12 protein-coding genes and 1 pseudogene are annotated in these 13,410 nt (G+C 40.1%); 9 read left to right on the forward strand and 4 right to left on the reverse strand.

Going from position 1 to position 13,410, the window contains the following annotated elements:
• The first annotated feature begins 110 nt into the window (after window positions 1-110).
• From F607_RS0111230 to F607_RS0111245, 4 genes are all read left to right on the forward strand, one after another.
• Window positions 111-914, forward strand: a complete 804-nt coding sequence (locus F607_RS0111230) for a ParA family protein (RefSeq protein ID WP_027708163.1) — start codon at window positions 111-113, stop codon at window positions 912-914.
• Window positions 911-1,606 (forward strand): chemotaxis protein CheW, encoded by a 696-nt coding sequence (locus tag F607_RS29300; protein WP_084611210.1) that lies wholly within the window; start codon window positions 911-913, stop codon window positions 1,604-1,606. Before F607_RS0111230 ends, F607_RS29300 begins: the two co-directional genes overlap by 4 nt.
• A 271-nt stretch (window positions 1,607-1,877) precedes the next feature.
• Window positions 1,878-2,366, forward strand: coding sequence for a chemotaxis protein CheW (locus F607_RS0111240; RefSeq protein ID WP_027708164.1), 489 nt, complete (start codon window positions 1,878-1,880; stop codon window positions 2,364-2,366).
• A gap of 29 nt (window positions 2,367-2,395) precedes the next feature.
• On the forward strand, window positions 2,396-2,770 hold the full coding sequence (locus tag F607_RS0111245) for a DUF2802 domain-containing protein (RefSeq protein WP_027708165.1): 375 nt from the start codon (window positions 2,396-2,398) through the stop codon (window positions 2,768-2,770).
• A 31-nt stretch (window positions 2,771-2,801) separates the two neighbouring features.
• On the opposite strand, the gene F607_RS0111250 is transcribed toward F607_RS0111245, so the two are convergent.
• Window positions 2,802-3,110 (reverse strand): EscU/YscU/HrcU family type III secretion system export apparatus switch protein, encoded by a 309-nt coding sequence (locus F607_RS0111250; RefSeq protein ID WP_027708166.1) that lies wholly within the window; start codon window positions 3,108-3,110, stop codon window positions 2,802-2,804.
• A gap of 1 nt (window position 3,111) precedes the next feature.
• Window positions 3,112-4,749: a flagellar hook-length control protein FliK gene (gene fliK / locus F607_RS0111255; RefSeq protein WP_027708167.1), complete on the reverse strand. Its 1,638-nt coding sequence runs from the start codon at window positions 4,747-4,749 to the stop codon at window positions 3,112-3,114.
• A gap of 851 nt (window positions 4,750-5,600) precedes the next feature.
• Between fliK and F607_RS0111260 the strand changes: the two genes are divergently transcribed.
• From F607_RS0111260 to F607_RS0111280, 5 genes are all read left to right on the forward strand, one after another.
• Window positions 5,601-7,484, forward strand: coding sequence for a hypothetical protein (locus F607_RS0111260; RefSeq protein ID WP_157365435.1), 1,884 nt, complete (start codon window positions 5,601-5,603; stop codon window positions 7,482-7,484).
• Between the two features lie 163 nt (window positions 7,485-7,647).
• Window positions 7,648-8,655, forward strand: coding sequence for a hypothetical protein (locus F607_RS0111265; RefSeq protein WP_027708169.1), 1,008 nt, complete (start codon window positions 7,648-7,650; stop codon window positions 8,653-8,655).
• Entirely contained in the window at window positions 8,652-9,212 is a 561-nt protein-coding gene (locus F607_RS0111270) for a hypothetical protein (protein WP_027708170.1), read from the forward strand. The genes F607_RS0111265 and F607_RS0111270 overlap by 4 nt, the downstream gene beginning before the upstream one ends.
• 82 nt (window positions 9,213-9,294) lie before the next feature.
• On the forward strand, window positions 9,295-11,178 hold the full coding sequence (locus F607_RS0111275) for a hypothetical protein (RefSeq protein ID WP_027708171.1): 1,884 nt from the start codon (window positions 9,295-9,297) through the stop codon (window positions 11,176-11,178).
• 88 nt (window positions 11,179-11,266) lie between these two features.
• Window positions 11,267-11,689, forward strand: a complete 423-nt coding sequence (locus tag F607_RS0111280) for a cytidine deaminase (protein ID WP_038291072.1) — start codon at window positions 11,267-11,269, stop codon at window positions 11,687-11,689.
• 66 nt (window positions 11,690-11,755) lie between these two features.
• Here F607_RS0111280 and F607_RS0111285 read toward each other — a convergent pair whose 3' ends face one another.
• Together F607_RS0111285 and F607_RS36015 are read right to left on the reverse strand one after the other, a co-directional pair.
• On the reverse strand, window positions 11,756-12,376 hold the full coding sequence (locus F607_RS0111285) for a hypothetical protein (protein WP_027708173.1): 621 nt from the start codon (window positions 12,374-12,376) through the stop codon (window positions 11,756-11,758).
• A gap of 886 nt (window positions 12,377-13,262) precedes the next feature.
• Window positions 13,263-13,410, reverse strand: a pseudogene (locus F607_RS36015) (IS4 family transposase); the annotation flags it as partial.

Consider the following 13,410-nt stretch of genomic DNA (forward strand, 5'->3'; position numbering starts at 1 on the left):
ATGAGCATGTGCTAACTATTAATTTAAATCTGTTTTGGCTTAATTGTTGCTGTTCAAGGCAATAATAATTCAGTCGTCACATGGCGGGGAATTTAAGCGCTGGGGGATGTGTGAGAATCTGGACTATTTCAAACCAAAAAGGGGGCGTAGGAAAAACGACGACTGTTGTCGCCTTGGGAGGTTTATTAGCCCAGCAAAATTACCGTGTATTGTTGTTAGACTTGGACCCGCATGCATCCCTTACCTGTTATTTTAAGTATGATCCTGATCAGCTGGAACATAGTTTATTTGATTTATTTAGTCATCAAGGCAAAGTGCCTGACTACCTTCCTGGTCAGTTGGTTGTTGATACTGGGTTTCATAATTTGATGCTACTGCCTGCAACCACATCACTTGCAGTGTTAGACCGTCAAATAACCAATCAGGGTGGCTATGGTTTGGTGATATCTCGGGCCTTGATTCACTTGTGGGACCAGTTTGATTATGCATTACTGGATACGCCTCCACAGTTGGGGGTGCTGATGGTAAATGCTTTAGCCGCTAGCCAACGCTTACTGCTACCTGTGCAAACCGAGTTTCTTGCACTAAAAGGCTTAGAGCGAATGTTGCATACCATGCGCATGGTGTGTCAGTCGCAGAAAAAAGCATTACCTTTTTTAGTTATTCCCACTTTATTTGATCGCCGGACACAAGCCTCTGTACAAAGTTTATTAGCATTGCGCAAACAACATATGGATCATATTTGGCAGTCATATATTCCTGTAGATACGCGTCTGCGTGATGCAAGCCAGGCGGGTATTCCTCCTTCAGTTTTTGACAAAAACTCACGGAGTGTAAAAGCCTATGGTCACTTATTGAAAGACTTATTGGCCATGCATCAGCGAGCTACACCATTAAGGACCCAGGCGAAATGAGCCAGGAGAGAAACACCCAGAATCCATCCAAATCGATGGATGTAGTTAAGGATTATTTGGATCATTTATTACAGGAAGTCAGTTGGGGGGAAGGGCTTGTTGAACTTGAAACAAAGCATGACACTGAGTCACTCATAAAGCCTGAACCTCAAATAGAGACAGGGGATGCTTGTGTACCGGAGGAGCTGAAAACCACTGAAGAGAAGGCTGTTCCAGTAGTCCCTGAAAAAGCTGTGCAAGTGCAGGAAAATCAAATACTTGACTGTTTGTTATTCAGTGTGGGTGGATTGCGACTGGCTGTTCCTCTGACCGAATTGGGTACTGTGCTGTCAGTCCGCGACTATCCGTTAACAACGCTGGTAGGTAAGCCTTCTTGGTTTTTAGGTATTATTCATTACCAGCAGCAGACATTCAACGTGATTGATACTGCCCAATGTATAATGCCTGAGCGTTATAAGGCTGATGCACAAAAGGCTTTTCACTACTTGTTAGTGATTGAAAACTCATCATGGGTGTTGGCCGTTGATAATGTTCATGAATCTATTTTGCTCTCCGAGCATGAAATTCGCTGGCGAAAGCAGAAGGGTAAGCGCCCCTGGTTAGCAGGTACGGTCATTGCCAAAATGTGTGCACTATTAAATATCAAAGCACTGGCCTTACAACTTAATAGTCAAGTCTATTCCAATTCATAATACTGTGTGACGATCGTTAATTTTTTATGGAAGCATCACGATCACTCATAAAGCATAGTTGTTGTAGGTACTTTCAAAAATAACTGCTTATAGTTTGAACTAACCACTTTGATGACCATGTATTATAGTTAATTTACTTAATATGTTTAATGGCGACGCAAGATGAAAACTTTGGCCTTGCGTAAATTAAAAAGTGACTTTTATGGAATTAAAAAGTGACTTTGATTGAGCCCCAAAGAGACTTTTGTGGAGCAAAAAAGTGAGTAGTGCCATGACGACACATTCAACCCATGCTAATCAAAGTGCTGAAGATCCTATTCTTCAGTGGGTGACGTTTCGCTTAGCAAACGAAACCTACGGTATTAATGTAATGCAAGTTCAAGAAGTGCTTAGGTATACTGAAATAGCACCTGTACCAGGGGCACCGCCGTTTGTCCTTGGCATAATTAATTTACGGGGTAATGTGGTGACGGTGATTGATACCCGTTTACGTTTTGGGCTTGCACCTGGTGAAGTGACTGATAATACACGAATTGTGATTATTGAGGCTGAAAAGCAGGTAGTGGGTATTATGGTTGATAGTGTGGCAGAGGTGGTTTATTTACGTCAATCTGAAATAGAAACAGCACCTAATGTAGGTAATGAAGAAAGTGCTAAGTTCATACAAGGGGTGTGCAATAAAAATGGGGAGCTGTTAATTCTGGTTGAGTTGGATAAGCTACTCAGTGATGATGAGTGGGCTGAGATTTCTGACTTTTAGCGGCTTACCCATCGCTAAGGGTATTAATAATGGATTGGTTATGGCCGCTGATAGGGATTGCTTTTGTTATTATCGTGTTACAGTTGAGTATGATGTTTGCTGTTTATCGTTGGCGTTTACAACGGCAGCAAAGTGAACAGCAATTACAGCGTTTACAGGAAGACCTAAAAGCTGTAGCGGCTGGAGCTATTGGCGTTGGCAAGCACTTACAGGATGTTGAAGCTAAATTGTATCTCCTGGTGGATAAACAGGAAATTCTTGAACAGCGTGATTTAGGTAGCCTGCCTTATAATCAAGCCAGTAAATTACTCGAAATGGGCGCTTCAACTCAAGAGGTTGCATCGAGCTGCGGACTGACTCAGGCAGAAGTAGAGTTATTGGCAAGATTTCACCCCGTTAATTAATATTTAGTCATCCCTTCAAGTATTTTTTCAATCATGCATTTTCAGGTTTATCGGTATCTGGTGTCCAACCCGGGGGATATTTATTTTGCAACCGATAGGCTAAGGCAATGATTTCTGCAATCGTAATATACAGTAGTTTTGGTATTTCTTCGCCTAAGTCAAGAGTGGCTAAAAGCTTTGTTAACTCCGCGTTTTCATACAGTGGTATACCTGCTTCGCGAGCAATAGCAATAATTTGTTCGGCAATGGCATCGTGTCCCTTGGCAGTGAGTTTAGGGGCTGTTTCGCCATCATAGAAAAGTGCAATAGCTTGTTTAGTGGTTGGTGGTGTTTGTTTCATTTTACGTTGTTATGTCTACGAGCTGATGTTGGATAGAAATTTTTTGTTGCGGGGGAACACCTGGAGCAACATTCAAAGCCTGGACTTCTATTCCTTGTTTCATTAACCGTTTTTTAAAGTCATCAAGTTGAGCAGTCAGTTTATTTAATACCTGGCTATGTTCTGCCCAAAATGTGGCTGATAATTTTCGCTCAAGTAATGTTAGCTGGACATAGAGTGTGCCAATTGGAGCAATGTCTAAGGCTAAAAATAAATCCCATTTGGGCGTCTTGGTTCCATTTTTTCCTTGTTGTTCACGTTGCTCTAAATGAATATGGGCATGATCCAGCTGTTGGTTATGATAAATAGGCAATTCAAAGTTCCAGCTATTTAACAATGTTGGATCTTGACCAATAGTATGCTGTTGATGAAGTGACATGAGCTGACTTGAGTGTATTCTCAGAAGAGCGCCTTGCAGCATTTTAAATAATTGGTCGATGTTGAATGTGTTGAATTCTTTACGGGGGGGGAGCCAGGGTAACAGGTAAGCAAGTGTAGGTTGATAGGGAGATGAGTGTGACAGCATCGACGAGGCCGAAAGTAGATTGCTGGCAAGGTGTGGGTAGTGATTCACCAGTTGCTGTGCTGTGCGTAATAAAAGTGCTTTCAGGTCATGGCTTAATGAAGGCGACAAGAGTGGTAAATAGGATGAATATTGTGAAAGTGGTGTATTCAATAATTTTTGCTCCATAAATAGACCACTTTGCTGAAGCCATTGAGTCAGTTGCTCTGGTTGCTGTAATTGAGCAGCACTAGGCAAACGTTGTAATAACTGATTGATAGCTTGTTGCACTGTCGTTGGCAATTGCGCGAAGGATGTTGCTGCTTTAGCCTGAGGTAAATCCACCTTACTTTGTTGTAAATAGTAATAAGCCTGTGTTAAGGGCATTGAAGTACGCAGTGCTGTTTGTAAATTATTACTTAATAACGCTTGATACCAAGGACCCAACGCAGTTAATTGGGTATGAATACGCCCTTCACGATATTGCAATAAGAGCTGACTATAAAGTTTTAAAGGCTGTTCTGAGTTAAGCCAGAGCTGTTGCTGATTGGCAAGCTGTATTAATGAATAATAACGGCCGCCTTGCCCTAGTGGCAGGGAGTGGTTTGCTACCCAGCTTTCTTTCGTTGTCGTAGCGATCACTTTAGCTGTCAGTGCAGTATTTTGACTGGTTTGTAATGACTGAACGAGTTGCTGAAAAAGTTCATCCTGAACAACTTTTACGGGTTGTTGACCTGGCGCTTTGAGTATCAGACCAAGGATATGTCCAGGTAAATAATTAAAAGCGGATGTTAATTTAAACGGCTTTCCTGCTACTTCAAGGGTGATAAGGTAATTTGCAGGTTCACTGATGGGGATGGCACCTCTAGGTATTGACGGTAATGCGTCAGGATCAGTCAATGAAGATGATTGGAAAAGGGGAATAGAAGCAAGCACGCGGGCTGATATTGTACTTGGGGAGGATGCTGCAGTCTGTGTGGCTAATAAAGTACGGAGCTGAGCAATTTGTTCTTCATTTAACTGCAATTTAGCTGTAGCGCTGATGTTGGATATTGGTCGAGGTGTAGGTGGGTCAACGGGCGAACCAGCATCAATCATCAGCGGGTATCCTTAAAGTAGTTTCTTACCAGTATAGTTGTTAACAGCCTTCGTTGCGTAAAGTACCCTTTTAGTCAGTGTGATTTTGGTAAAAGCGTAAGATAAGATTGCCATTTGTAAGACAGTAGCGGGATAATTGTGTATAAAAATTCAAACTATTGCCAACCAACTTATTAAATTAAAAAGTATTAAATCACTCTCTTATAAAGAGAGGTGCTGTTAGAGAGCGTAAAAAACCTTTATTTTTGGTGTAGTAAAGAGTGACTGAGCAAGTTTTACTGATAATCAAAAAATAGAGAAAATAAGCATTGATGAAACAAATAAGGTGTTGCGTGCTGATTTGTAATAAATTATGATCACATAAAGCTACAAAGCAATTATTTATAATTTGGCTAGCGTAATAAATATAATCGTTTACTGATAAATAAGCTACGAATTTAATAAGTGAATTTTATTCGTTCTCCAGATATCCTCTATGGTGTTAACAAGGTAGTTAAGAATAGAGTGATGTTTTGTGTGTTTTTACTCATAACAACGGGTCTTAGGGGGATACCAATAAAGGTCTATTGACTTCATTGGAAAGGATAAAAGCTGAATCCTGAGGGCTGTATGTTACTTAGATATACCCGCAACGAAGGATATAGTAAGTAACTTACACTTCTGTGGACGAGTGTCGAAACTACTTTTAAATGAAGACTTGAACGTTAGTATAGCTTTGCATGACAAAGTAGATAGTATGAGTAGTTATACGGCAAAAGCTGTATATGGGCAGTAAAAAACTCAAGGGATTGGACTATATTGGTTTGGTAACACTCATTAAAAAAATAAATACTCTGCTCAATGGAGGAAACATGAACAAAATTACTCGCGCTATTATTGCAGGACTTGGGGGCGCCTTATTGAGTTCTGCGGTATCCGCGGCACCATTACTCTCATCAACCAGCTTACCACTTACGGGTGATGATTTAATCCAAGCGTCTAATTACTTTACGTCTGAAGCTGAACTCCAGCAGTTTGCAAAATTCGTTAAAGGTTTAGATGTTTTTCCTGACCATAAAAACCCAACCTCCATCGCCCAGATGGAAAATAAACAAATTAAAAAGCAATACTATATTCCACCCTATTTTCAAGCACCCAGAGATCAACAAGTAGCAGGTGCTGTAGAGATAGCTGATTATGCATTAAAGCTAATGGCTGGTGTACAGACAACGGCAAGATCATTTAATTTTAACCTTGTTGAATATACCGCCCGCCAACAAGAAATCCAACGTTACGAAAAGTCACTCATAGCGTTTGAGAAAATGTATGAGAAAGCTATAGAAAACAGTGAAATATCTAAAGCTGAAATTATTAAGCAAGCTATTGTAGAGTTAAAACAACAAATTGCTGGCTTAAAAGATCAGCAACAACAAGGCCAGCAACAAGGGCAACAAGGTCTGGAGGAAATGTACGATACATTACGCCAGGAAGTTGCTAATCAGGTAAGGATGGATTTGGCTATGCTTGGTGTACAAGCAACGTCAGAAGAGCTGAGCTTATTTAACAGTAATGAGTCGCAAAAAATTCTGCAAGCGATGACATCCATGATGGCTAGAGCTAATGCCGAAGGTCAGTTTGGGGTTCAGCAAGGTGTCTTTACTCAGGGGTATAACCAAAAAGAAATGGAGTATATCCGGGTATACCGCTTAATTCGGAATGATGTAAAAGTATCAGCATTGTCAACAACAGCTGTATACGCTAAAGCCGCTGCATTAACCTCTCGTGTAGATGCCTCAGAAGATGATCCACTGACCAACAGCAGTGGAGTGGCAAATGCCCCCCGTTTTTATCTAGCGGTGAATGGTGGCTCTAATGGTCGTTGTGGTAACACACGCAGCTGTAATGTCGTTATTGACTTAACCAGTCAAGGTGCATATTCAGCTTTGGCTAAGACGGGAGCGAAAATTTTCCCCGTTGTTTTTGAAGCGGATGTTAAATTCAAGCAACCCGACTTTGATGGTACTTTAACATGTGACTTTAAAACAGGTTGGCAAGCAGAAGGACGCGCTGATGTTAAAGATGGTGGCGTTATTTATGATGGCGACGTTTATAACCGCATAAAATACTCGTCACTTGAAGATGGTGGATGTGATTATCAAATTCGCCAGGGCGATAAAGACTCTGCTGCTTTTCATACCATCAACTATTTGTATAAAAACTACATGCAGTTGAAAAATCAACGTGCCATTAAATCAAAAGAGGAAAAAGACCGCTATCAGCAGTATGTAACCAGTGAAGTACAGCGCCATGCCAACATGTCTCAACAGGATAATGGCTGGGAGTGGTATTCGTTAACTACTTGGACGCGCGCATTTGGTCGTGGTTGGGGAACTGCTGTTAGCTTCGTAGTAGGTGCCGCAAGAAACTTCTATTGGCATACACGGATTGAAGATACGTCTAATTATGACCGGGTGAAATTTTCAACCACTATAAAAGAGTTTAATACAGTACAAAACGTTCGTTTTACATTTGATGCAAACCCAACACTATGCTGGAAGTCTGAAGGTTTTGGTAATAAGTTTTTATCCGCTTGTCCTTCTGCTGAGTATGACGATAAAGCTGATACTGATTTAGGTAGGACACAGCAAACCTGTCAGGATCAAAGCTTTACCACTGACTGTACTGATCAGATTGAGCAAAATGAGCAAAACCAAACAACAGATGAAAATGGTGTAATTCAGGATCCTTGGGCATAAGCAGCAATAAAAAGGGGGAGGATTCCCCCTTTTTTAATTTTGTATTATATACCCTTCGCTGAGGGGATATGTACTCCTTTAATTAAAGGGTACGTTTGACCTTATTATGGGAAAGGCTAGTGCTTGTTAAGACAGCGCTTTTATGCTGAGGGAATAGTAAAACATGAAAATTTATCGAGTTATCGGACTCATTGTCAGTTATCTATTGGTGTTAATGAACAGCGGTTGGAGCTATGGACAGACTGAAACTGATACGCACTATGAGTTTTGGAATCGGCCGGTAGAAATTTCTAGAAATCCGGATGTGCTTTACTTTCCACCTAAAGTTGCTGTGACGCTTGTCGATCAAAATAAGCAACCTGTTCAAATCAGCCACCGACTTTATCAACTTTTATCATCTAATCTGGAAGATTATTTTCCAGGCGTTGTGGTAGATGACTTTGTTGATAACTATTGGGATATTAAAGTTCAACCGCAGGTCGGCGAAAATAATTCGATTTTTCTGCCTTATTTTATGCAAATGACTGTTGCATGTATGAAAAGCTTAACAGTTTTAGATGATGCCTTTGAGCTAGAAAAAGCCATTATTGACAGTGACGAGTATGTAGCTAATGCGGGTGATGTTGAGCAAGTAATTAAAGCACTACTCGGGAAATACCAACCTATTGCTAATAAAATGTTGCAGGCCTATAAAAAGGATCGTTGTGATCTAAGCAATAATAATTACAGAATGGCACCTGTTGTCCAAGAGCGGCTGATGCTCGTGCTGGAAAAAGTACTCAAAGGTAAAAATGATTTCAGAGTGTCATCCGCTGATTTATTTGTTTTTTCAAAAACATTCGAATCCTTTTACTTCGGTAGTCAGGGTTTATGGGTGAGAAAGTCATTGAATCTTCTGAAAGAAACACTTACCTCCACGTTGGGTAAATTTACGAGTATCGCTAGTATTTCTGCTTTTGAAAAAGAGCATGATAGCTTTTGGCAGTTTTTACGTGAAACTTCATTGGTGGATCAGGAAATTAAAAATATTACTGATTATTGTGTCGTTAATACTGACGATTTATTTCAACCATTTAGTTTTACTGATTGTAAAGCGCAGTCTCCATTAATGTTGATCAAGCTGACGCTTGGTAATCAGTCGTCTTTAGTTGTTGGAGTAGAACAACCATGAGTGTGAAAAAAAAGTATGCTTTATTAAGTGTTGTTGTTATTGCGGCAGGAGCTACTATATGGCTCTTGCCTGGTCAGGAGGACGAGGCTCACTCTCAACCATCTAGTTTACAAAGTGTTAAGTCTCAGCTTTCGCCATCATCTAATGAACAAAGGGCGATGATAGCGTCGCCATCAGCAAATAATCACCAAGTGCAAGAACTGGATGAAATCGCTAAAAATGCGCTACAAGCGCCACAATCTGACGTATTAAATGATGAGGTCGAAGAAAGTATTGCTGAGTCTCCACAGGATTTAATTCATGAAGCGGTAAGACAGGCACGGGAAGAAAAAGTAAGACTAGCCTTGAATACTGTCCGGCAACGTACTGCCCAGATAACCCGAGAGGATATTGTTGCCGAGCAGCAACAACTTAAGGCGGTGCGTGACAAGCTTGAAAATATTGAAGTTAAGCCACCACAAATTGCTGAGTTTACTGATGAGGCGGGGATTAAATGGAATAAATTAACTTATGCAAATGGTGAAGTTAAATATGAGCTAGTATCATTTCCTGAGTAGTCTATCCAGCCGTAAAAAAACTGTAGTAAATGTCTGGAGCGGGATGAATGTAATAGGATAAGTTTTTAAGAGATAAGGAAGTATGAATAAACTCATTGTTCGCAGTATTATATTACTTATTTGCACTTTTAGTGTGTGTGCTTTTTCGGCCCCAATATCATTGCCAGGACGACTACCATTATCGGGAGAAGATCTCGATATTGCGAGTGATCAATATCGAGGTGCATTATTACAGCAGTTTCAGGAATTTATTTTAGGCTTAACGGTTTTTCCTGACCATGCTAACCCTACCAGCATTGATGCCCTCAATGACCTTTCAACAGATAAAACATATTATTTATTGCCCTATTATCAACCTACAGATAAATACCCTGTTGCAGGTGTTCAAGAAGTAGCGGATAACGCATTGAAGGTGATTGCTTCCCTTCAAGATTTAGTCACTTCTGCGGATGTGGCCTTAGTGTATTATGAACAAATCACAAAAGAACGTGTATCTATCGAGTCTTTGCGTCAGCATGTAAAGGCGCAAATGACGCGAGCGCAACGAGAGGGTAATCATACAGCACTGGCTTACTTAAAGCAGGTTGATCAGAGTTTGGCAGAGCAAGATCTTGTATTAGCCAATAAGCTTGTTGAGTTGCACGCAAAGGGTGAGCAAGGTTTGAGTGAGTTAACGGTGGCTTTGCGTAAGGAGTTGGTTCAAGAAATAGTCAAGTCCATGGCGACCTTAGGTTATCAGGTAACAGCTGATGAGCAAGCTATGTTGTTTAGTGATCAGGTTAAACAACAGGTTGAAGGTATTCTGACGGTTACTGCAAAAGCGGTACATGCTATGGACTTTGGGGTGAGGCAAGGACTACTGTTGAGTGGTTATACCCAACAGGAAATGGCTTTTCTGGATTATTATTATCAATTACGTCCTGATATACGCTTAGTTGATATCCAACCACAACAGTTGCATGTTTCTATGGCGGGTATGTCAGTTAATCAACCTCGTGATGACAACCCTATAGTTGATAATAATGCGATCGTATCCGCACCTAGGTTATATAAAGGTGTCAATATTCAACAAAATGGCAAGTGTGGGAAGTATAAGCAGTGTAATGTCATGATTGATTTTACCTATATTGGTGCAATGATGGCAAAAACTGCGCAATGGGGTGTTATGGCGCTTCCGGTGGTGCTAACAGCCGATGTAAAAGTACAGCCACCTCAGTTAAAAGGATCAATGCACTGTCAATTGGATAAACAGTGGTTTAATTCAGGACGCACAGCAACTCGTGACCAATACGCAATTTATTATGACGATGCTTTTAGTGGCTTGTTTAATACAGTACAAAAACCATGTCGATGGAATGTAAGACAGGGTGAGCATGATGCAACTCGTTTTTACACCACACAGGCTTTTATGAAGTATTATCAGCAGCAAGGAATTCAGCGGGTTTTAAAGTCTAATACTGAACAGCAGCAGTATGGAGACTATATTCAACAAGAACTGGATTATTGGCAGGCAAGAGAGCCGTCAGTAGTAGATTGGCGTTGGAAAAACTTTTTAAGCTGGAAAGATTTTTACGCAAACGACTGGCATACTAACGTAAAAAGTATTATTCAAAAACAGCGGAACAGTTTTTGGCAGTTGACTATTGATCTGAATGATTCCATCAAGTTTGAGGAAAGAGTCGATACGAGCGAATCTGAAATTCATCAGTTTATTTTGGACGCTATGCCGAATTTCTGTTGGAAGTCTTCCATGGGGCAAACACAGTTCTTATCTGCTTGTCCGAAGCGAGGTAACTATCAAGCCAGAGCGGATCATGATGTGGGTAAAAGCATAAAACTGTGCGAAGGGAATCCTTTTTCGCTGAACTGTCTGGATATGATTGAACGCATTAATAGACAACTGGAAACAGATGACCAAGGTGTAATTCGCGAACCGGTGACTAGCTTTATGTTGTGGGAACACTAGTTTGTATAATTATTCTAAAGTTATATACTATAATTGTATTATTTTTTCAGTAAAGTTGTAATGTGCAGTATTGTCAAAAGGCTTAGTAATGAGTTTAGTGGTGGATGATAATTACACTATACATCAATCGTTGTATAAAGCGGCAGTTGACTTGGCAGAACAGCGCTATCCTGATGGGTGGGCTGGTGCAGCAGCACTTCGAACTAATAGTGGTAAAATTTTAACAAGTATTTCACCTGCGATTAAACAAGAAGGTTTAGGGCTTTGTATGGAGGTGGGTGCGATTTGCGAGGCCCATAAGCTTAATGAGGAGGTTACTCATAGTTTATGTATGTCCAGGTCAGATAACCAAACTTCATTTGTTATTCTTTCGCCATGTGGAATTTGCCAGGAACGATTATTTCACTGGGGTTATGATGTACAAGTGGCAGTGACTAATGCGGAGAATCAGCTAATATTTAAGCCGCTTAAAGCACTAATGCCTCATCACTGGTATCAGGCTTTTGAGTAAAGGATTAATAGGTATATTTATTTAAGTTACACCTTCAGGTGTAACTTAAATAAAGGAAGAGGGTTGCTACTGGAGGTTTTCTTTCAAAATCGCTAAGTTCTCTTTAGCGGCATCTCTAACATCATAGTTTGTATCTTGCAGACGCTTTCTAAGGGCGATTTCCAATACATTAATGAGCTCATTGCCGATGAAGTCACAGGCTGCCTCGCGGGTTTTGGCTGATGGTGATAGTAGGCAGCGCTGAAGTCTAAAAATTTGTTCATCTGGAAAGGCATAACAGCAGTACATTTCTGCCAAAGCAGAAACGTCTTCATTGCCACTCTTGGTTAACTGCTGAACTTTATGTAGAGGAAGTAGAAATCGTTGTTGGTTAATGCATTCACTGAGTGCAATAGCTTGAAACTCAGGCTGATTGGAGTCTAGTGCGGCAAGTAGTAAATCTTGATCTTCAGGTAATAGCTTTTGGCGTGATAAGCCATGGCGTAAGGCCGCACACTGTTGTTCCAGGTTACCGCAAGCAATTTGCTGTTTTAGCCATATTTGGCCATTGGGGACATACTCACTGATGATAAATCCAAGCTCATCATAGAATAACTGAAGGTCTTCAGGCTCAACCCAATCAGGTGCTGGATGCCACCAGGCTAGTAACTGCTCACTAGAAGCGGTTTCTAAGGGTTCCCAATACATGATCTGTTACACCTCAATTCACTACAGTGCTGATTAAGCAACTCATTTCTTCGGGTATGACTTGCTTGTTACTAATACTTTACTTTCTGGCCTGAGAAATTGCCTTACGTTTGTTAGACATTCTCTAATTTGCTTCGCGGCAGAACATCTGTTGCGAATAGTTTTTCGAAAATGTCTTTTATTACCAGATACTTACTATTTGATTGTTGTTACCCTAAAGTTTACTTTGGGCAGATTAAAATAAGTACTGGTTGAAACGTATTGTTTGACGGCTGTCCTAAATTAGCTTTGCAATAGATATTGCAAGTCAATCTTCCTGAACAATGGTTTAACAGGCTTTGTTCTAAACGTTGCTATTCTATCTTTGATTGTGGTACAGGCCAATAAAAAAAATTAATTTCTAGCCTATATCTATTATTACAGTGTCCATAAATATTCAGCAATGCCATGTGAATAGCGGATGTTGCTTTTGTAAGCCAGTGCTCAATTAATTAATGAGCTATTTATGATATTGAGCTTTGTATTACCTTATTTAGCACTTTACCCTTGAAATACAGTGATATATCAATGTTGTTAGTAAATGCCAAATAAACAAAAGATTCAGATCAGATAGTTATTAAAAGCAAGAATAATCCTTAATTGCAATAAGATATTCCTTTTTGTCAATAGCAAAATACCGGTTAATGTGAATTCATTTTTTATAGTATGAGCCATTAGCAGCTTGAGTGATGCTCGGGCTTATCTGTAACTCCATGCTTTTATTGTGTTTTTTTGAATTTGGGGGTGAGTGTAGTGAGGCAAAAGAATTATTTTTTGGATGAATATTATTGCTGATAATTATTGTTGTTTTTTATTGATAATATTTTCTTCAATTTGAGAAAAGGTTCTATGTACAGGACAAAACTTTCAGGGAGTGCCGAAATACTGCCAGGTTAACACTTCCTTCTACTAGTACCCTGTGTAAGTAATCAAGCCCTAGACGAAATAAACTTTTCGGTTTTCGGCCATGCTTTTTAAGCTTCAGTGGCTTAAGA

The sequence above is a fragment of the Zooshikella ganghwensis DSM 15267 genome, from assembly GCF_000428585.1.
Classification (GTDB): Bacteria; Pseudomonadota; Gammaproteobacteria; order Pseudomonadales; family Zooshikellaceae; genus Zooshikella; species Zooshikella ganghwensis.